Origin of the sequence: Donghicola eburneus, assembly GCF_900115865.1 — a bacterium.
In the GTDB taxonomy this organism is placed as follows: Bacteria; Pseudomonadota; Alphaproteobacteria; order Rhodobacterales; family Rhodobacteraceae; genus Donghicola; species Donghicola eburneus.
In genome coordinates, this window is the sequence record NZ_FOXY01000002.1 from 180,133 (window position 1) to 198,794 (window position 18,662).

Here is an 18,662-nt window from a genome sequence, read left to right on the forward strand (position 1 = left end):
GTTTGGGTCTGCCTGAACACCGCGTCAATGGCCCAGATCAAATCCCGAAAGGAGCCCGAAATGAGCAAGAGTCTGAAGCGTGTCCGCCAAGCCCTGATCGACGCTGGTTTTGAGCCCGAAATTCTGGAAATGGGCGAGACACGCACCGCGCAGCAGGCCGCAGACGCTGCGAACTGCCATGTCGATCAAATCGCGAAATCCATCATCTTTCGCGGAGAAACCAGCGGAGAGGCGATCCTCTTTTTGACCGCAGGGGGCAACAAAGTCTGCGCGGACAAGGCGAGCGCACTGGCCGGAGAACCTTTGGGCAAGGCGGATGCTACCTTGATCCGCAGCCAGACCGGCTTTGCCATCGGGGGCGTTTCGCCTGTTGGACACTTGAACCCGATCCGCGCGTTTTTGGACCCGCGACTCCTAGAATTTAGTGAAATCTGGGCAGCGGCGGGCACCCCACGGCACATATTTTCGCTAAAACCACAAGATTTATTGCCCCTCAGCGGTGCGCAAGCCGCTGATTTCACGTCGCAATCCAAATAATGTAAAAAGTTTTCACATTGCCCCTTGTATCGGAAGGGCTCCATCACGATCTCTTGTAATGTGAAGAGCATTCACATTGACCCTGAACGGAGCACCCGATGTCTACATTTGCAGATCCAATACCCCAAGAAGCCCGCGGCTGGTTCGCCCGCGCCGAAGCCTGGCTTGATGCCAGAGGCAAAGGCGCATGGATCGCTGCGATGGTCCTGTCCTTCATCTTTTTCTGGCCTGTCGGTCTCGCGCTGCTGGCCTACATGATCTGGAGTAAGAAAATGTTCAAATCGTCCTGCCGCGCAAAACGCAGCTTCGGTCCCGCCTTCCGCTCGTCCGGAAACACCGCTTTCGACGCCTACAAGGCTGACACCCTGCGCCGTCTCGAAGACGAGCAGATCGCCTTCGAAAGCTTCCTAGAGCGTCTGCGCGAAGCCAAAGACAAGGCAGAGTTCGACCGCTTTATGGACGAACGCGGCAAGTCCGGCACCGAAGCCGAGACTCCGAACGCCTGATCCCGTACCATGGGCCCGCCCGCTCCGGCGGGCCCCGACCCAGCCCCTGATCCGAAACCGGTCCCACACATATGAGCTATTCAGAGATTTTGCCCGACCCCGACCGCCACGAAGAACTGTATGCAGACACCCCGACCAAGCGCCTGTTGGCGTGGCTGGTGGATCTGGTGATCGTCGCCGTCCTGTGTGCGTTGATCCTGCCGTTTACATTCTTCACTGGGATCTTCTTTTTTCCGGTGATGATGATGGTGATCGGTTTTGCGTATCGCGTCATCACTCTGGCCCGTGGATCCGCGACGTGGGGCATGCGCCTGATGTCGATGGAGTTGCGTACCATGCAGGGGCACCGCTTCGACCTACCCACCGCATTTCTGCACACTTTAGGATATTCGGTATCCTTTGCTGTATTCCCTTTGCAGATCGTTTCCATCGTATTGATGTTAACCTCATCCCGCAGGCAGGGGCTTACCGACCATATCATGGGCACGGTCCCTATGAACAAGACCACGCTATACTGAGGTCCATGAAACCTACTAGACTGCCCCCTTGGCGCGAGGGGGCGGCATTGTTATCGTCTCTAGCGAACTATATGAGATCGACATGCGCCATACGCCTCCTCTTACGCCGCAGTTTTACGTGACAGCCCCCCAAAGCTGTCCCTACCTGCCCGACCGCATGGAACGGAAGCTGTTCACCGCGTTGCAGGGGGACAATGCCCACGCCCTGAACGACTCGCTATCGCAACAGGGGTTCCGTCGCTCGCAGAACGTGCTGTACCGCCCGTCCTGCTCTGATTGCGCAGGATGTCTGTCTGCACGCATCCGAGTGAGCGATTTTGCGCCGACGAAAACCCAGTCGAAAACCCTGCGCCGCAATGCCAATCTGGATCGCGAAGTCCGCAGCCCTTGGGCCACCGAAGAGCAATATGACCTCTTCCGCCGCTACCTCAGCGCCCGTCACGCAACTGGCGGCATGGCAGACATGGATATCTTCGAATTCGCCGCAATGATCGAGGAAACGCCGGTCCGCACCCGCGTGATCGAATACACCGACTCGACTGCGACCGACGACGCCCTAACCGCCGTGTGCCTGACGGACGTCCTCCAAGACGGCCTGAGCATGGTCTACAGCTTCTACAAGCCAGAGCTGGCCAATCGAAGCCTCGGGACGTTCATCATACTGGATCACATCCGTCTGGCGCTCGAGCTGGACCTGCCTTTTGTCTACCTCGGCTATTGGGTACCCGGCTCCGAGAAGATGGGCTACAAAGCCAACTTCTCAGGCGTAGAGCTGTTCCGCAACGGCGGATGGGAGCCGATGGAGCAGCCCGAGAACTACTCGGCGGATCTGCACCCGCTGTCGACAGAGCCGATCTCGGAGCAAGTGTCGAACCTGATCCTGCCCAACGTTCGACCGGTCAATCGCTAAAAGAACCCCACTTCTTTTTGCCTAAAATACTCAAATCCCAACAAAAAAGGCCCCGCGCAAACGGGGCCTTTTTCTATCTCTCGCCTGATGCCTTATTTCGGCATCAGGTCGGGAACGATGGTCACGATGCCCGGGAAGAGCCACAGGATCGCAATCCCGACCACCTGGATCAACACAAAGGGCGCAACACCGCGGTAGATATGGCCGGTCGTCACTTCCCGAGGCGCCACGCCACGCAGATAGAACAGCGCAAAGCCAAAGGGCGGCGTCAGGAACGAAGTCTGCAGGTTCACCGCGATCATGATGGTCACCCATTTGGGATCAAAAGACCCACCATAGATCACCGGTCCCACGATCGGCACCACGATGTAAATGATCTCGAGGAAATCGAGAACAAAGCCCAGCACGAACAGCACCAGCATCACGATCAAGAAGACCGTGAATTCGTTGTCGAAGCTGCGTAGGAACATCTGAATGTAGTGCTCGCCGCCGAACGAAATGACCACGAGGTTCAACAGCTGCGACCCGATCAGAATGGTAAAGACCATGCTGGTCACTTTGGCTGTCTCGCGCATCACCGGCGACAGAACGCCTGTCCGGAACAGGGTCCAGCATGCATAGCCCACACCAAACACGATGTAGAGGTACGCAGCATAGGCCAGTGTGAATGCCATCCAAGTTTCGGCCGACACACTCTCGGTGTTGATCCGCAGGTCAAAGTTAATGCCCAAGATCAGCAGGATCACGGTCGCAAAAGTCGAGTTGATGATGATCTTGCCCGACTTATTCTCGTCCTTGAGCTTACGGTAGGCCGCCAGCATCAGAGCACCGACCGCACCAAGCGCCGCAGCGGGCGTCGGGTTGGTGATACCGCCAAGGATCGAGCCCAGAACCGCAACGATCAGAACCAGCGGCGGGAAGACCACGCGGATCAACTCGTTTTGACCCAGACGCGCTACAGCCGCTTTCATCGACCACAGCGTCAGCCCGATGGGCAGCGCCAATATGACAAAGGTCATGGTCGCGCTGGTCAGCGGATTGATCAGGACAATATCTGCCAGAGCAGCCAGCACCAGACCGATGCCACCGATCAGCAGCGGGCGGGGTTCTTGGCTTGGGGCCACACCGCGCGCCAGCATCAGGATGATCCCCAGCATCGCGATCATGATCGACACACCTGTTCCGATCGGTGCTGCTGCGGCAACCTTCTCGGCGCGGGCCGCGTCCATCTCTTCAGGGGTCAAGCGAACGCTCTCCTGCAGACCGCCTGCATCGGTGATCGCTTGGTTTTCAGCAACCGCCGTATCCCATGCCTCTTGCCCGTGCAGCTCGATCATCGAGGCCTGACACTCTTCGCTCACATTGGTCCGCAAGCTTGCAGTGGTCCCCGCATCGCTAAAGCTGTCGACAGTCACGTCTTGGGTGCCGACAATCCCGAGATTGCCAAGGATCAGCAGTCCCGCGATCAGCGCGACCGGCAAGCCAAGGAACCAAGTAAAGCCTTCGCTGCGGGTGATGACTTCGCCAGTGCCCGTGTCGCCCATCTGCACCGCAGGCGCTTTGCTCGGGTTGAACAGCGCGTAGCCAAAGGCATAGAGCGCATAGAGCATGGCGAGCATGATCCCCGGCAGCAGCGCCGCTTGGAACAGCGTACCAACAGACACAACCGCAGGCTCACCCAGATAGGTCAGCGCGTCAGAGCAACCGACAGAGCGCGCGCGCTCTTCCTGAGCGGTGGAGTACAGGTCGCCCGCCAGCGTGCCGAGCAAAACAATCACGATCGACGGCGGGATGATCTGGCCCAATGTACCAGAAGCCGCAATCACACCGGTGGAAAGCTCTGGTGAGTAGTTATTCCGTAGCATGGTCGGCAAGGAGAGCAGGCCCATGGTCACAACGGTCGCGCCCACGATACCGGTCGATGCCGCAAGGAACGCGCCCACAACCACAACCGACACAGCCAGACCGCCGGGCAGAGGCCCGAAGACTTTGGCCATAGTGGTCAAGAGGTCGTTCGCGATCTTGGAACGTTCCAGCGTGATACCCATCAAAACGAACATCAGAACGGCCAGGAGCGTCTCGATCGACTGACCTGCCAGAACACGCTCGTTGATACGGTTCACGATGAACGACACGTTGCGATCCAGCGCGGTTTCCCAGCCAGACACAAACACAGGTTCCGCGATCCTTGGAAGATCGGGATATCTAAAGACCGAGATGGAGTCCTGTTTGACCCCGCTGGCCACAAGGGCGTTATAGGCGTCCGACCCAGTGTCGATCGCCTGGTGAATCAGGAGACCCGCGCTATCAAGCGCGGCAATGATACCAAAGGCGATCGCCCCTGCCCCGCCGATGGCGAAGGCAACGGGAAAGCCCGAAAGAATGCCCGAGAACAGGCACAAAAAGACGATGATCAGGCCGATCTCTACGCCGTCTAGTCCGAATAGCATGTCTTATCCGCCTTGAATTAATGGGTGCCTTCGTAGGCTTCTTCGCCTTCACCCAGCGTATCGCGGTCCACAAAGCGGCCAGCGGAGTCCGGGCCTTCTTTGTATTCCAGATAGGAACGCCAGAAGAATGCGCAGGCATGGATGAAGACCATACCAGCGAAGGTCACGAGCAGGATTTTGAACAGGAAGTAGCCAGTGAAGCCGTTGGCCGAGAAACCAATGGTTTCTACGTTCCAGCGCAGGGCGCGCGACTTCATCAGCAGGCGGTCCAACTGGTCCGAGGCCGACGGCTTGGGAACGATCAGGTGGCGCCACAGGAAGTACCAGCCGTACATCCACGTGATCACCGCCAAGGGCATCATAAAGATCACCGAGCCGACCATGTCGATAACGCGCTGCACACGGTGGCTGACTGCTGCATAGACAAGGTCCACTCGAACATGTCCGCCTTGGACAAAGGTGTAGCTGACGCACATCGCAACAACGATGGCATTCCACAGCTTCAACTCTTCGGACCACCAGCTGACATCAAAACCGACAGGGATACCAAAGCCCAGCACCACGTCAGGCCGCGCAAAGATCCGTTGCATCAGAACGATGACGGTCTGTTGCAGCACCATAATCAGGCCCGCCCAAGCGGCGAAGCGACCCGCGGCATTCGCAAACGCCTCGAGCCCGCGCACACAGCCCCAGAGGAAGTTGTTTTTCCAGACACCGACCGCTGTGATGATCAGGAAGGTGGTGAAAATAACAAAGAAGAATTCGACCGAGCCGCCGTAGTAAACAAAGCGCGACAAGGCCTCTTTGTTCGACCAATCCAGCCAGAGGCCTGGATGCGACACAGCATAGAAGAAATTGTAGAAGGCCATAGCGACGTTGGACAGCGCCCAAACAAGGCCGTCCCACATCGAGAGCAAGGCGCCCCCCAGCCCGATGCTTTCCTGTTCCATGATGTCCCCGAGTATCCCGCTTCGACGCGGGTTAGTTTGCGAACGCAATGTTCGCACGAAATAGGGCACCGCTCATCAGCGGTGCCCACGACGCAAAGGCAGAAATTAGCCGCGGTTCAGAACGCGGTCACGCTGCTGCACGTAGCTGCGGTCTGCGCGCTGCAGCCACTCGGAGCTCGACTTCATCGACTCTTCGAAGCTGGTACGGATTTCCGCGTACATCGGATCGTCCATGAACTCGTCCATGGCCTGCAGCGATGCGGTGCCGAACAGATCCCACACGTCGTCGGTGAATTCCATCAGCTTGACGCCTTGGCTCTGGATACGCTTCAGCGCGGCTGCGTTGTTCGCGATACCCTGTGTCAGGCTGTGGGTGGTGGCTGCTTTGGCGGCCTGCTCCATGATGGCCTGCTGGCCGGGTGTCAGGCTGTCCCAGACATCGCGGTTGAACGACACCGACAGAGCCGATCCCGGCTCGTGGAAGCCCGAGGTGTAGTAGAAGTTACAAACTTCCTGGAAGCCCAGACGCTCGTCCGCGAAGGGTCCGATCCACTCTGCGCCGTCGATCGCGCCGGATGCCAGAGCCTGATAGATTTCGCCGCCGGGGATCGATTGAACCGATGCGCCGGTCATACCCAGTGCACGGCCACCGATACCGGGCATACGGAACTTCAGACCGTTGAAGTCATCTGCCGAGCGGATTTCCTTGCGGAACCAGCCGCCGGGCTGCATGCCGGTCGAGCCCGCGTGGAACGACTTCAGGCCAAAGATTTCACCCAGACCGTCATACAGTTCCTGACCGCCGCCGTGGTACATCCAAGTCGACAGTTCTTGCGCGGTCGCGCCGAACGGAACTGCGGTGAAGTAGTAGTAACCGGGGTGCTGGCCGCCAAAGTAGTAGTCAGCCGAGTGGTACATGTCCGCCTGGCCCGAGGACACAGCATCAAACACCTCGAAGCCGCCGACGAGTTCGCCTGCTGCTTTTTTGTCGATGGTGATCTGGCCATCGGTCATCGCCTGAACAGCGTTGTTGAAGTACACGGCCGCGTCATCAAACACAGCAAAGCCATGGGGGACCGAAGTCACCATGGTCAGAGTGCGGTTGCCCTGCGCGATGGCGGGTGCTGCCAGAGTGCTGGCTGCAGCTGCGGTGCCGCCAATTGCCGAAGTCTTCAGAAAAGAACGACGATCCATATGGTCTCTCCTCCCAAATTCTGCCCTACCTTGCGGCGGGCGGATCGTTATCAAGTGGTGCGACCTTAGTGGCGGAAACCCGTTTGGCAAATACCAAGTACTACGTAGCAGTGCCGTTCTGGCCATATTTCCTGACCAAATCCGGCAAATTTTCAGGTTTCCAAGGGCCTGAGTCGCGCAATTTTATTTTAGCGCCGCTTGATCTTGGCTGCGGGTTCTGAGCGAATCGCCCCCATGAAACAGATTCTCTCGCGTCTTCATTTCAGTTACGGGCAGAAGCTCTTCTTGCTCGCGACCCTGCCTCTAATCGGGGCTGTGGCGGCGATCTCGGTTGTGGTGGCATTGCAGTCCCAGGAATTGGCAGAGCGCGAGGTCCGCACGCTGGAATCCCAGCTGATTGATGTGAAAAAGCAAGAGCTTAAAAACTATGTCACGCTGGCGCGGAACAGCTTTTACTACATCTACGGGAATGCCGCCCCCGATGATGAAGAGGCCAAGCGCAAGGTGATGCAGATCCTTGCTGCGATGATCTACGGGTCCGAGGGCTTCTTCTTTGTCTACGATTACGAGGGCAATAATCTGGTCTCACCGCGCCAGACGGACATGATCAACCAGAATTGGGCAGGCCTTTCTGATTCTACTGGAACGCCCGTGGTCGACGAGTTGATTCGCGTTGCGCGATCCGGTGGGGGCTACCACACATATCTATGGCCCAAGCCCAGTACCGGCGAAGAGGCACAGATGATCACCTATGTGACCAGCTTTCCCAGTTGGCGATGGGCGGTGGGTACCGGCGTCTTTGTGGACGACGTGATCAAAACCGTTGCTGCGTCAAAGTCAGAGGTCGAGGCCCGCGTGCGCCGGACATTCTTTTACATCGGGGGGATTACCTTTGCCTCGCTTCTGATGGTGTTCGGAACGGGCATGATCATCAACGTGCGCGAACGCCGTCTGGCCGATGCGAAACTGAAAAGCCTGACCCAGCGGGTATTCGACGCCCAAGAAGAAGAGCGTGGCCGCGTGGCCCGCGAACTTCATGACAGCATCAGCCAAATTTTGGTCGGGGTGCGATACGGACTGGAATTGGCCAAGAAGCGGTTCGCCAACAATGACCCCCGCGCGCCAGAGGCGATGAACCGCGGGATCGACAGCCTATCTGGCGCAATTCAAGAGGTGCGCAGGATCAGTCGTGACCTGCGCCCCGGCGTGCTGGATGATCTTGGTCTTGGTCCTGCCCTCAAAGCACTGACGGATGACTTTAGCACCCGCACAGGGATCGAAACCCAGTTCAGCACCGTGGTCTTTCGCAACCGACTGGATCAGGACGCCAAGATCGCCCTCTATCGCATCGCCCAAGAGGCGCTGACGAACATCGAACGGCACTCTGGGGCTAACCACGTCACCATCGACCTACGCGGCCACCGCAGCGGGGCGACCATGACCATCGCTGATAACGGCCACGGGTTCGAAACCGCCCGCCGCCAGAACCCACGCCAAGGTCTTGGCCTGCGCAACATGCAGGAACGGGTCGAACAGCTCGAAGGCTCATTGAATATTCAATCGGCCAAGACAGGCACGCGGATTTCAGTGACTGTCCCCCTCACCCACTTGTTGCCGCCGGAAAGCAGCAGTACCTCTGCCTCCAAGAAACCTGTGACGGAGGTCCCCGAATGAGCACTGCGCCGATCCGCCTGCTGATCGTTGATGACCACCCGATGGTGGCCGACGGCATCGAAGCCATTCTCGAAGGGTATGACGATATCGAAGTCGTCGGCGTCTTGTGTAACGGGCAGGAAGCCATTGATCAGGTCGAAACCCTGAACCCCGATGTGATCCTGTTGGACCTAAACATGCCGGGTGTCGGCGGGCTGACTGCGACCGAGATCATCCTCGAACGCCGCCCCGAGACGCGGATTCTGATCCTGTCTATGCATGACAGCCCCGAATACATCAGCAGCGCCCTGTCCCACGGCGCGCGCGGCTATGTTCTCAAGGATGTCCCGACCGAAGAGATCAAGACCGCCATCGACGCTGTGATGCGTGGCGAGCGATACCTGTGCACCGGCGCCAGCGGATCGCTGACCCCAGAGCCGACTGGCGACCGCGAACCCCTGACCTCTCGCGAACAAACGGTGCTGCTGCAACTGGCGCAGGGCAAGTCCAACAAAGAGGTCGCGGCGGAACTGGACATCTCGGTCCGGACGGTCGAAACCCACCGCAAGAACATCAAACGCAAGCTCGGCATCTCGTCGACTGCGGGGCTGACCCGGTACGCGCTAGAGCATGGGGTCCTGCAAGGGACAGGTCACGGACTCTGACCCTTCGCAATAATTTTATTTCAAACATGCCCATTCCCGCGAAATTTCCTACAAATGCGGTTGACCTCGGTTTTTGCCGCTTTTAATCAGGGCGCAGCAAACGGAGAGCCCCTATGGACCAGTCGGTCGTACTAGTCGTGGAAAATTGGCGCATGGGCCGGTAACGGACACCATAACGGTACCCCATGCGCCCCCGAGAAAATCGGGGGCTTTTTTGTTTCAAACAGAAGTGACGTCGTAAACGGAGACACGCAGATGACACGTCAGATGACCGGAGCGAAAATGGTAGTCCAGGCCCTGAAGGATCAGGGTGTGGAAGTCGTGTTCGGATACCCCGGTGGCGCTGTGCTACCGATCTACGACGAAATCTTTCAGCAGAACGATATCAAACACATCCTCGTGCGCCACGAACAAGGTGCGGTTCACGCGGCCGAAGGCTATGCCCGCTCGACCGGCAAGCCCGGCGTAGTTCTGGTGACATCGGGCCCCGGCGCGACCAACGCTGTGACCGGCCTGACCGACGCGCTGCTCGATTCGATCCCGCTGGTGGTTCTGTCGGGTCAGGTGCCGACTTTCATGATCGGCTCGGACGCGTTCCAAGAGGCCGACACCGTCGGCATCACCCGCCCCTGCACCAAGCACAACTGGCTGGTCAAAGACACCGACCGTCTGTCGGCGACAATCCACGAGGGCTTTCACGTAGCGACCTCGGGTCGTCCCGGCCCCGTGCTGATCGACATCCCCAAGGACGTGCAGTTCGCATCCGGCACCTATGCAGGTCCCAAGCAGGCGCGCACCAGCCACTACCAGCCCCAGGTCAAAGGTGATCTGGACATGATCAACGAACTCGTTGATGCGCTGGAAAAGGCAAAGCGTCCGATCTTCTACACCGGCGGCGGCGTGATCAACTCTGGCCCCGCAGCCAGCCAACTGCTGCGTGAACTGGTGGACACCACTGGTTTCCCGATCACCTCGACCCTGATGGGCCTTGGCTCCTACCCCGCTTCGGGCAAGGGCTGGCTGGGGATGCTCGGCATGCACGGCCTCTATGAGGCCAACATGGCGATGCACGACTGCGACCTGATGATCAATATCGGTGCCCGTTTTGATGACCGGATCACTGGCCGCATCGACGCGTTCAGCCCGAAGTCGAAAAAGGCGCACATCGACATCGATCCCAGCTCGATCAACAAAGTGATCCGCGTGGACATCCCGATCGTGGGCGATGTTGGCCACGTTCTGGAGGACATCCTCAAGGTCTGGAAATCGCGTGGTCGCAAAACCAACCAGGAAGCTCTGGCCAAGTGGTGGAAGAAGATCGAGGAATGGAAAGCCGTGCGCTGCCTGTCCTTCAAGCAGGAAGGTTCGGTCATCAAACCCCAGTACGCGCTCCAGCGTCTTGAGGAGCTGACCAAAGGCCACGACCGCTACATCACCACCGAGGTGGGCCAGCACCAGATGTGGGCGGCCCAGTACCTTGGTTTTGATGATCCGAACCGTTGGATGACCTCGGGCGGTCTGGGGACCATGGGCTACGGCGTTCCCGCGTCGGTTGGTGTGCAGATCGCGCATCCTGAATCGCTGGTCATCAACGTGGCAGGCGAAGCCAGCTGGCTGATGAACATGCAGGAGATGTGTACTGCGGTTCAGTACCGCGCGCCGGTCAAGCAGTTCATCCTGAACAACGAACGTCTGGGGATGGTCCGCCAGTGGCAGCAGCTGCTTCATGGCGAGCGTTACTCGCAATCATGGTCCGAGGCTCTGCCCGACTTCGTGAAGCTGGCCGAAGCCTTTGGCTGCAAAGGTATCCTGTGTTCGGACCCCAAGGATCTGGATGATGCCATCATGGAAATGCTGGACTACGACGGCCCCGTGATCTTCGACTGCCTTGTTGAAAAGCACGAGAACTGCTTCCCGATGATCCCGTCGGGCGCGCCGCACAACGAGATGCTGCTGGGTGACGCGAATGCCACCGATGCCATCGGCGCGACCGGCGCGGTGCTGGTATGATGGAGACAAGAGGATGACTGTCGATCCGGACAAAGCGATGAAGCTTTCAGATGGAAATAGTGTTTCCTTCAACGTCAATGACTTTGAACCGACGAGCACTATCGGAGCGCTCGTCCGTACAACCCAATACCTAAAAGCACACCTAGATGCGCTGTATTCCAACTCAGACTGGCGAATGGCTGTATATAAAGAAGTGTTCGAGGATTTGACCGTACACAACCAAGAAGGCACTGGCTCCGAGCGCGAGGCAGCAATGTTGAAAGCGACCGAACTGGTTGCGCAAGTACTAGGCGTGGAGAACAAATAAATGTCAGCAGCTCTCAACATCAAAAAAGGTTCGTCCAAGCATTCGGCGTATAATCTGCGCCCCAACTTCTCGGACGTCGAAGAAACCCACACTCTGGCTGTTCTGGTGGACAACGAAGCCGGCGTTCTGGCCCGCGTGATCGGTCTGTTCTCGGGCCGTGGCTACAACATCGAAAGCCTGACCGTGGCCGAGGTTGATCACGAAGGCCACCTGAGCCGCATCACCATCGTGACCACCGGCACCCCGCAGGTCATCAACCAGATCAAGGCCCAGCTGGGTCGTATCGTCCCCGTTCACGAAGTACACGACCTTACCGTCGAGGGCCCCTCGGTCCAGCGCGAACTGGCGCTGATCAAAGTGGCCTGCAGCGGCGACAAGCGCGTCGAAGCCCTGCGTCTGGCGGATATTTTCCGCGCCAAGGTCGTGGACAGCACCCTGTCGAGCTTCGTATTCGAAATAACCGGCGCGCCTGACAAAATTGATGCGTTTTCGGACCTTATGCGCCCCCTCGGATTGGCCGAAGTGGCGCGAACAGGGGTGGCCGCTCTATCGAGAGGCGCATCCTAATATCCCTTGGCGGGACTTTTTTGGAACAAAGCCTCCATTCAATAATTAGTTTATTGAAAGGAGGCACTCATGCCGGACAACACATCCCCCGAGCCCGACCCGCAACAAAAGCAGGCGACCGAAGCGTCATGACGCGACGACACGCCTAAGAAAAAGAAGAAGAAACAGGACGACGAGCCTGACTTCATCTTTACCGACTTCGCAATGATCTGAAGTCTGGGATTGCCCCGTCCCCTTGCTATAAAGGGGGCATGGCGACTCCGGTGACATCTATAAAATACGTCGGCCCTTCGCAGGCCAATGCGCTAGCGGCCGCTGGCATCCATGACGCAGAGACCCTTCGCGAGGTCGGCGCACACGAAGCCTATGGCCGTATGCTGGCCACCGGCCATTCTCCACATTTCATCGGATATTACGCGCTTGTCATGGCGCTTCAGGGCCGCCCTTGGAACGACTGCAAGGGGCAGGAAAAAGAGGACCTGCGGGTGGCGTTCGACGATCTGAAGAACGCCAGACATGACAAGGGCCGCTCCGAGCTTGAAGCGGCCCTCGATATGATCGGGGTCATTGACCCCAAGATCCGTAGGTAGGCTTAGCCGACCAGTTCCAGACCCGAGAAGAAGAACGCGATTTCGTTCGCTGCGGTTTCGGGAGCGTCCGAACCGTGAACCGAGTTTTCGCCAACCGACAGAGCGAATTCTGCGCGAATGGTGCCTTCGGCTGCGTCTGCGGGGTTGGTTGCGCCCATGACTTCGCGGTTTTTCGCGATTGCGCCTTCACCTTCCAGAACCTGAACAACGACGGGTGCCGATGCCATGAATTCGCACAGTTCGCCGTAGAAGGGACGCTCTGCGTGCACTTCGTAGAACTTGCCTGCCTGAGCGGGTGTCAGGTGGATGCGCTTCTGGGCAACGATGCGCAGACCAGCGTCTTCGAACTTGGCGTTGATTTTGCCGGTCAGGTTGCGGTTGGTTGCGTCGGGCTTGATGATGCTCAGAGTGCGTTCGGTGGCCATGGAAAACCTCATTTGAGTTAGACGTGAGCGGGCCGAAACCCGCGATCCCGCGCCCCCTAGCATGGAAAACTTTCTGGGGGAAGACAGCTTTGATGGCGGTAACGTCATGAGTCGGGAAATTCACGTAGCTTTCATGATTTCGCATCGATCCGGTGAATGGCCGCTTTCCGAGGGCATTGGGCTCTGCTAATCGCGGGACATGCTCAAGATTTCTGATATCTCCTATTCGATCGAAGGCCGCCCCCTGTTTGAAGGGGCCAGCGCCACCATCCCCGACGGCCACAAGGTGGGTCTGGTCGGGCCGAACGGCGCGGGCAAGACCACCTTGTTCCGGCTGATCCGTGGGGAACTCACGTTGGACAGCGGCGACATCAGCCTGCCCTCTCGCGCCCGCATCGGCGGCGTCGCGCAGGAAGTTCCCGGCAATGAGGTCAGTCTGCTGAACACCGTTCTGGCCGCCGACACCGAGCGCTCCGAGCTGATGGCAGAGGCTGAAACCGCCACCGATCCCCACCGCATCGCCGACATCCAGACCCGTCTGGTCGACATCGACGCCTGGAGCGCCGAGGGGCGCGCCTCGACCATCCTCAAGGGTCTGGGCTTCGACTACGAGGCGCAGCAGCGCCCTTGTTCGGCTTTCTCGGGCGGCTGGAGGATGCGGGTAGCCTTAGCGGCGGTGCTCTTCTCGGCGCCTGATCTGCTGCTCTTGGACGAACCGACCAACTATCTCGACCTCGAAGGGGCGCTGTGGCTCGAGGAATACCTCGCCACCTATCCCCATACGGTCATCGTGATCAGCCACGATCGCGGCCTCTTGAACCGCGCCGTGACCGAGATCCTGCACCTCGAGGATCGTAAGCTGACCCTCTACCAAGGGGGCTACGATCGCTTCGCCAAGACCCGCGCCGAGCAGCGCGCGGTTCTAGCCGCAGCCGCGAAAAAGCAGTCCGCCCGCCGCGAACATCTGCAATCCTTTGTGGACCGTTTCCGCGCCAAGGCGACCAAAGCGAAACAGGCCCAAGCCCGCCTGAAGATGATCGAAAAGATGGAGCCTATCAGCGCCCCCGAAGAAGCGGCCAAGCGGGTCTTCACCTTTCCCGAGCCCGAAGAACTGTCGCCCCCCATCGTCGCGATGGAAGGGGTCGAGGTCGGCTATGGCGACACCCCAATCCTGAAGCGTCTGAACCTGCGCATTGACCAAGACGACCGCATCGCCCTCTTGGGGAAAAACGGCGAGGGGAAATCCACGCTGTCGAAGCTGATCGCGGGCCGGCTTGAGCCGATGTCCGGCAAGCTGACGAAATCAAACAAGCTGCGGATCGGCTTTTTTGCACAGCATCAGGTGGATGAACTCTACGTCGACGAAACCCCGCTGATGCACCTTCAGCGCCTACGCCCCGAGGTACATCAGGCCAAGCTGCGCGCCAAACTGGCGGGCTTCGGCCTTGGCGCGGATCAGGCGGAAACCGAAGTTGGCAAGCTGTCGGGCGGCCAAAAGGCCCGCCTGTCACTGTTGCTCGCGACCTTGGATGCGCCGCACCTGTTGATCCTCGACGAACCGACCAACCACCTTGATATCGAGAGCCGCGAGGCCTTGGTCGAGGCGTTGACCGCATACTCTGGCGCGGTGGTTCTGGTCAGCCACGACATGCACCTTTTGGGCATGGTCGCAGACCGTCTATGGCTGGTCAAAGATGGGCGGGTCTCGCCTTACGAGGACGACCTCGAATCCTATCGCAAGCTGCTGCTGACCAATGACACCCCCGCCCCCACCAAAGCCAAATCCGAGGACAAGCCCAAGCGCCCCGGACGCGACGCTATGCAGGCCCTGCGGTCCGAGGCCCGCAAGTCCGAAGAGCGTGTCGAAAAGCTGATGGAGATGAAGGAAAAGCTGGAAGTCAAACTGGCTGATCCCGACCTCTATGACCCTGCCCGCAAGGACGAGGCGCTGCAGTGGCAAAAGAAAATGGCAGAGGTCGAAGAGGCGTTGGTCCGTGCCGAAGGCCTTTGGGAAGACGCCATGATGAAGCTTGAAGAGGCCGAGAACCCCGTCTGAGCCTTGCCAGAAAATCCTTGCGCGCGGGACCGTTCCCTAGGACGGTCACCCCAACCGACAGGAGCCCGACATGGATGTGAATTTCCTGATCACGGCGTTCTTTACGCTGTTCGTCATCATCGACCCCATCGGCCTGACCCCGTTGTTCGTGGCCCTGACCCAAGGCATGTCGCCGCAAAAGCGCCGTGCCATCGGCATCCGAGCCTGCTTTATCGCGGCGTGCATCCTGACGGCCTTCTCGATTTTTGGCGAAGCGCTATTGGGGTTCATCGGCATTTCCATGCATGCCTTCCGCATCGCGGGCGGCATCCTGCTGTTCTTGACCGCACTCGATATGCTGTTCCAACGCCGCACCAAACGCCGCGAAGATCAGGCCGAGGAAGACGAAGGTCACGATCCCTCGGTCTTCCCCATCGCGATCCCGCTCATCGCGGGGCCTGGCGCGATTGCGACAATGATCCTGCTGACCGGCCAGACCGATGGCGTCCTTGGCTACTTATCCGTGCTTGGCGTGATGCTGGCGGTTCTGGCAATCATGCTCGCGCTCTTCTTTACCGGCGGCGTGATCGAAAAGGCGCTAGGGCGGACTGGCATCAACGTGGTTAGCCGCCTGCTGGGGATGCTCCTAGCCGCGCTCTCGGTGCAGTTCGTGCTGGATGGTCTGCGCGGCTTTGGCTTCGCGGGGTGACAAACGGCAGAGGGGTTCCCATATCAGGTAGGTCCCTTTTCCTGAGTGAAAGTCCAAATGCTCGATAGTCTACCCGGAGATGATATTGCCCGCGCCGCATATTTTGTGGTGCTCGGAAGCGCCCTGATCGGGATTGTTTTGCTGCGGATTCGGCCCGGCCTGATCCAAGGGTTCAAGACAATCGCTGCGTGGGTCGTGATCTTTGGCGTGGTCGCCATTGGCGCGTCACTTTACGAGGATGCGCAGATACAGCAACCGATGCAGAGCTATTCCGCGCAGGACGCTCAGATCACCGTTCCGCGTTCCCGTGACGGGCATTATTACCTGACACTCGGAGTGAATGGCGTCCCAACACGGTTCGTGGTGGATACAGGCGCGACGGATATCGTCCTGACCCAAGAGGCCGCGCGCGCAGCCGGCATCCCCTTGGACAACCTACCCTACATGGGCCGCGCCATGACCGCGAACGGAGAGGTCCGCACTGCCCGCGTGACCCTGAATTCGCTGACGCTGGACGGGATTACTGACACCAATATTAAAGCTTCGGTCAATGGTGGGGCCTTGCACGAGTCGCTATTGGGGATGCGCTATCTATCGCGGTTCTCGTCGCTGCAAATCACGGACAACACGCTGATCCTAACACGCTAAAGCGTTACTTTTCCGCCTTTTTCTCCCACCGACCGGATTCCTCGGACCAGTATTGGGCAGAGCAACCCGCGTCGGTCAGGGACTTCCACTGGCCCCGCGCGTGGGTCAGTTGGTCGTAGTCGTAGCCATCAAAGACGATGCACACACGATTGAGCGTGTTCACTTCGTCCGGCGCAACATTGGCTCGATCGATGGCCATCAGGCAGACCGCATCATTGGGGCGTTCGGTGCCCGTCGTCAGCAAAACAGGCTGGAGCGCATCATGCGCCCCGCCCGCCATGCCATGGGGCAGGAACTGCTCTTCCGGCCCCATCCAGAGTTTCTGGTCCAGCCATTCCAGCCGGCCCGCATCGGTCCCGCGCACGGCCACACGCCACCCATTCCCCAGTGACCGGTCGATCAACAGGGACAGCGCCTCGTCCAGCGAGGATCGCGTCAGGTGGTAGAAGAAGGCCGCGCCCAAGGGATCAGCTTTCGTAGTTGTCGCGGACCAGACGGTCCAGCGCCATCACACCCCAACCGCTCGCGCCCTTGGGGTGAAGAGTGTGGTCCGCGCGGCTGGCAACACCCGCTATGTCCAAATGGATCCAAGGGGTCTCTTCCTTGACGAACCGCAGAAGATATTGCGCCGCCGTGATAGAGCCTGCAGGGCGACCACCTACGTTTTTCATGTCAGCAATCGGACTCGCGATCTGCTTGTCATAAGCAGGCGCCAAAGGCATCCGCCATGCGCCTTCGTTCTCGGACTTTGCAGCCTTGAGGAAACTGTCGCAGAACACGTCATTGTTGCTGAAAACGCCAGCGTGCTCGTGGCCCAGACCGATGATAATCGCGCCGGTCAGGGTCGCCAGATCGACCACGCCTGCGGGCTTGAAGCGTTCTTGGGTGTACCAGAGCGCGTCACACAGAACGAGGCGGCCTTCGGCGTCGGTGTTGATAATCTCGACCGTGTCGCCCTTCATGGTGCGCACGATGTCACCGGGACGGATCGCGTTACCGTCGGGCATGTTCTCGACCAGACCAACGATGCCCACGACATTCGCTTTGGCCTTGCGCAGAGCGATGGTTTTCATGACGCCCGAGACGACGCCAGCGCCGCCCATATCCATGGTCATGTCTTCCATGCCGCCTGCGGGCTTCAGGCTGATGCCGCCAGTGTCGAACACAACGCCCTTGCCAACCAGTGCCAGCGGCGCGTCGCCGTCATTGCCACCGTTCCATTGCATCACAACCAGTTTGGACGGACTGACAGAGCCCTGCCCTACGGCCAGCATCGCGCGCATACCCAGTTCGGCCAGTTGCTCTTCTTCCAGCACTTCGACGGTCACACCCAGCTCCGACAGCGCCTCAAGACGCGCCGCGAATTCGGTAGTTGTCAGAATGTTGGCAGGCTCGGACACCAGATCGCGGGTAAAGAAGACACCTTCGGCGATCGCAGCTTTTGGGGCGTAGGCGACAGCGCCTGCTTTGGGGTCGTTTACCATGACTGAAAGGCCCGCAGGCGCTTCGCCCTGATCGCCGGTTTTATGGTCGATAAAGGTATAGGTCCGCAGAACCGCCCCCAACGCGACCTCTTCGGGGTGCTTCAGGCGCGCGGCGCACAGGACCGCGGAATCAGTGCCACGGGCACGGGCCAAAGCGGCACCAGCCTTGCGGCTTTCATCCACGCCAGCTTTCTTGTCGAGCACCACGATGTCGATCGCCTTGGCGTTGCCGGCCGGATAGGACAGGGTCACGACCTCGCCAGTTTTGCGTTTGGCCCATTTCTCATCACCGACAGCTTTGGCGATCGCGCCTTTGCTCAGGCGGTTTACGCGGCGGGCCAGCACATCTAGCTGACCATCGGGACCGACAAAGACAGCAATCCGCCCTTCGACAGCATCAAGCGCATCAGTTTCAGCGGCGATAAATTCTACGGCAACGGGTTGCGTCATCGAGTTCCTCCTTGTTTACCCAAGACCTAGCCCGCACGGCGGGGTTTTGCCAGA

General features: G+C 59.1%; 19 protein-coding genes. 13 read left to right on the forward strand and 6 right to left on the reverse strand.

The genetic code is table 11. The annotated features are described in order from the left end of the window. Window positions 1-60 precede the first annotated feature (60 nt). The 4 genes from BM225_RS03530 (at window position 61) to BM225_RS03545 (ending at window position 2,471) form a co-directional block, all read left to right on the forward strand. Window positions 61-537, forward strand: a complete 477-nt coding sequence (locus tag BM225_RS03530) for a YbaK/EbsC family protein (protein ID WP_072706992.1) — start codon at window positions 61-63, stop codon at window positions 535-537. A gap of 98 nt (window positions 538-635) precedes the next feature. Continuing rightward, a complete protein-coding gene (locus BM225_RS03535) occupies window positions 636-1,043 on the forward strand; it encodes a DUF2852 domain-containing protein (protein ID WP_072706993.1) in 408 nt (135 codons plus the stop codon). Between the two features lie 71 nt (window positions 1,044-1,114). Next, a complete protein-coding gene (locus BM225_RS03540; RefSeq protein ID WP_072706994.1) occupies window positions 1,115-1,561 on the forward strand; it encodes an RDD family protein in 447 nt (148 codons plus the stop codon). Between the two features lie 82 nt (window positions 1,562-1,643). Beyond that, entirely contained in the window at window positions 1,644-2,471 is an 828-nt protein-coding gene (locus BM225_RS03545) for an arginyltransferase (RefSeq protein WP_072706995.1), read from the forward strand. A 92-nt stretch (window positions 2,472-2,563) separates the two neighbouring features. Here the strand turns inward: BM225_RS03545 and BM225_RS03550 are convergent, their stop codons facing one another. From BM225_RS03550 to BM225_RS03560, 3 genes are all read right to left on the reverse strand, one after another. Further along, on the reverse strand, window positions 2,564-4,921 hold the full coding sequence (locus BM225_RS03550; RefSeq protein ID WP_072706996.1) for a TRAP transporter large permease: 2,358 nt from the start codon (window positions 4,919-4,921) through the stop codon (window positions 2,564-2,566). Window positions 4,922-4,938: 17 nt separating this feature from the next. Beyond that, the gene (locus tag BM225_RS03555) at window positions 4,939-5,829 is read right to left on the reverse strand and encodes a TRAP transporter small permease subunit (protein ID WP_072707266.1); all 891 of its coding nucleotides are present in this window, start codon (window positions 5,827-5,829) and stop codon (window positions 4,939-4,941) included. Between the two features lie 147 nt (window positions 5,830-5,976). Beyond that, on the reverse strand, window positions 5,977-7,065 hold the full coding sequence (locus tag BM225_RS03560; RefSeq protein WP_072706997.1) for a TRAP transporter substrate-binding protein: 1,089 nt from the start codon (window positions 7,063-7,065) through the stop codon (window positions 5,977-5,979). A gap of 234 nt (window positions 7,066-7,299) precedes the next feature. Between BM225_RS03560 and BM225_RS03565 the strand changes: the two genes are divergently transcribed. From BM225_RS03565 to BM225_RS03590, 6 genes are all read left to right on the forward strand, one after another. Then, window positions 7,300-8,739, forward strand: a complete 1,440-nt coding sequence (locus BM225_RS03565) for a cache domain-containing protein (RefSeq protein ID WP_072706998.1) — start codon at window positions 7,300-7,302, stop codon at window positions 8,737-8,739. After that, a complete protein-coding gene (locus BM225_RS03570; protein WP_072706999.1) occupies window positions 8,736-9,383 on the forward strand; it encodes a response regulator transcription factor in 648 nt (215 codons plus the stop codon). The genes BM225_RS03565 and BM225_RS03570 overlap by 4 nt, the downstream gene beginning before the upstream one ends. A gap of 255 nt (window positions 9,384-9,638) precedes the next feature. Continuing rightward, complete coding sequence (locus BM225_RS03575; protein ID WP_072707000.1) at window positions 9,639-11,393, forward strand: acetolactate synthase 3 large subunit; 1,755 nt, start codon at window positions 9,639-9,641, stop codon at window positions 11,391-11,393. Window positions 11,394-11,406: 13 nt separating this feature from the next. Continuing rightward, on the forward strand, window positions 11,407-11,700 hold the full coding sequence (locus BM225_RS03580) for a hypothetical protein (RefSeq protein ID WP_072707001.1): 294 nt from the start codon (window positions 11,407-11,409) through the stop codon (window positions 11,698-11,700). Beyond that, window positions 11,701-12,267: an acetolactate synthase small subunit gene (ilvN, locus tag BM225_RS03585; protein WP_072707002.1), complete on the forward strand. Its 567-nt coding sequence runs from the start codon at window positions 11,701-11,703 to the stop codon at window positions 12,265-12,267. It abuts the gene before it with no gap. Window positions 12,268-12,518: 251 nt separating this feature from the next. Then, window positions 12,519-12,857: a TfoX/Sxy family protein gene (locus tag BM225_RS03590; protein WP_072707003.1), complete on the forward strand. Its 339-nt coding sequence runs from the start codon at window positions 12,519-12,521 to the stop codon at window positions 12,855-12,857. A gap of 2 nt (window positions 12,858-12,859) precedes the next feature. Here BM225_RS03590 and ndk read toward each other — a convergent pair whose 3' ends face one another. Next, complete coding sequence (gene ndk, locus BM225_RS03595; RefSeq protein WP_072707004.1) at window positions 12,860-13,282, reverse strand: nucleoside-diphosphate kinase; 423 nt, start codon at window positions 13,280-13,282, stop codon at window positions 12,860-12,862. A 199-nt stretch (window positions 13,283-13,481) separates the two neighbouring features. On the opposite strand from ndk, the gene abc-f reads away from it, so the two are divergent. The 3 genes from abc-f to BM225_RS03610 all read left to right on the forward strand — a co-directional run bounded on the left by abc-f (window position 13,482) and on the right by BM225_RS03610 (window position 16,674). Beyond that, window positions 13,482-15,338 (forward strand): ribosomal protection-like ABC-F family protein, encoded by a 1,857-nt coding sequence (gene abc-f, locus BM225_RS03600; RefSeq protein WP_072707005.1) that lies wholly within the window; start codon window positions 13,482-13,484, stop codon window positions 15,336-15,338. Between the two features lie 70 nt (window positions 15,339-15,408). Then, window positions 15,409-16,026: a MarC family protein gene (locus tag BM225_RS03605; protein ID WP_072707006.1), complete on the forward strand. Its 618-nt coding sequence runs from the start codon at window positions 15,409-15,411 to the stop codon at window positions 16,024-16,026. A gap of 57 nt (window positions 16,027-16,083) precedes the next feature. Next, entirely contained in the window at window positions 16,084-16,674 is a 591-nt protein-coding gene (locus BM225_RS03610) for a retropepsin-like aspartic protease family protein (RefSeq protein ID WP_072707007.1), read from the forward strand. 4 nt (window positions 16,675-16,678) lie between these two features. On the opposite strand, the gene BM225_RS03615 is transcribed toward BM225_RS03610, so the two are convergent. Together BM225_RS03615 and BM225_RS03620 are read right to left on the reverse strand one after the other, a co-directional pair. Then, window positions 16,679-17,137, reverse strand: a complete 459-nt coding sequence (locus tag BM225_RS03615) for a DNA polymerase III subunit chi (RefSeq protein ID WP_072707008.1) — start codon at window positions 17,135-17,137, stop codon at window positions 16,679-16,681. Window positions 17,138-17,141: 4 nt separating this feature from the next. Continuing rightward, window positions 17,142-18,608 carry a leucyl aminopeptidase gene (locus tag BM225_RS03620; RefSeq protein ID WP_072707009.1) on the reverse strand — a complete coding sequence of 489 codons (1,467 nt, stop codon included), beginning with the start codon at window positions 18,606-18,608 and terminating at the stop codon, window positions 17,142-17,144. Window positions 18,609-18,662 lie beyond the last annotated feature (54 nt).

What these genes read in the sequence shown, in the direction of transcription:
- BM225_RS03530 (WP_072706992.1), top strand. Translation starts at nt 61, where the DNA reads ATGAGCAAGAGTCTGAAGCGTGTCCGCCAAGCCCTGATCGACGCTGGT.
- BM225_RS03535 (WP_072706993.1), top strand. Translation starts at nt 636, where the DNA reads ATGTCTACATTTGCAGATCCAATACCCCAAGAAGCCCGCGGCTGGTTC.
- BM225_RS03540 (WP_072706994.1), top strand. Translation starts at nt 1,115, where the DNA reads ATGAGCTATTCAGAGATTTTGCCCGACCCCGACCGCCACGAAGAACTG.
- BM225_RS03545 (WP_072706995.1), top strand. Translation starts at nt 1,644, where the DNA reads ATGCGCCATACGCCTCCTCTTACGCCGCAGTTTTACGTGACAGCCCCC.
- BM225_RS03550 (WP_072706996.1), bottom strand. Translation starts at nt 4,921, where the DNA reads ATGCTATTCGGACTAGACGGCGTAGAGATCGGCCTGATCATCGTCTTT.
- BM225_RS03555 (WP_072707266.1), bottom strand. Translation starts at nt 5,829, where the DNA reads ATGTGGGACGGCCTTGTTTGGGCGCTGTCCAACGTCGCTATGGCCTTC.
- BM225_RS03560 (WP_072706997.1), bottom strand. Translation starts at nt 7,065, where the DNA reads ATGGATCGTCGTTCTTTTCTGAAGACTTCGGCAATTGGCGGCACCGCA.
- BM225_RS03565 (WP_072706998.1), top strand. Translation starts at nt 7,300, where the DNA reads ATGAAACAGATTCTCTCGCGTCTTCATTTCAGTTACGGGCAGAAGCTC.
- BM225_RS03570 (WP_072706999.1), top strand. Translation starts at nt 8,736, where the DNA reads ATGAGCACTGCGCCGATCCGCCTGCTGATCGTTGATGACCACCCGATG.
- BM225_RS03575 (WP_072707000.1), top strand. Translation starts at nt 9,639, where the DNA reads ATGACACGTCAGATGACCGGAGCGAAAATGGTAGTCCAGGCCCTGAAG.
- BM225_RS03580 (WP_072707001.1), top strand. Translation starts at nt 11,407, where the DNA reads ATGACTGTCGATCCGGACAAAGCGATGAAGCTTTCAGATGGAAATAGT.
- ilvN (WP_072707002.1), top strand. Translation starts at nt 11,701, where the DNA reads ATGTCAGCAGCTCTCAACATCAAAAAAGGTTCGTCCAAGCATTCGGCG.
- BM225_RS03590 (WP_072707003.1), top strand. Translation starts at nt 12,519, where the DNA reads ATGGCGACTCCGGTGACATCTATAAAATACGTCGGCCCTTCGCAGGCC.
- ndk (WP_072707004.1), bottom strand. Translation starts at nt 13,282, where the DNA reads ATGGCCACCGAACGCACTCTGAGCATCATCAAGCCCGACGCAACCAAC.
- abc-f (WP_072707005.1), top strand. Translation starts at nt 13,482, where the DNA reads ATGCTCAAGATTTCTGATATCTCCTATTCGATCGAAGGCCGCCCCCTG.
- BM225_RS03605 (WP_072707006.1), top strand. Translation starts at nt 15,409, where the DNA reads ATGGATGTGAATTTCCTGATCACGGCGTTCTTTACGCTGTTCGTCATC.
- BM225_RS03610 (WP_072707007.1), top strand. Translation starts at nt 16,084, where the DNA reads ATGCTCGATAGTCTACCCGGAGATGATATTGCCCGCGCCGCATATTTT.
- BM225_RS03620 (WP_072707009.1), bottom strand. Translation starts at nt 18,608, where the DNA reads ATGACGCAACCCGTTGCCGTAGAATTTATCGCCGCTGAAACTGATGCG.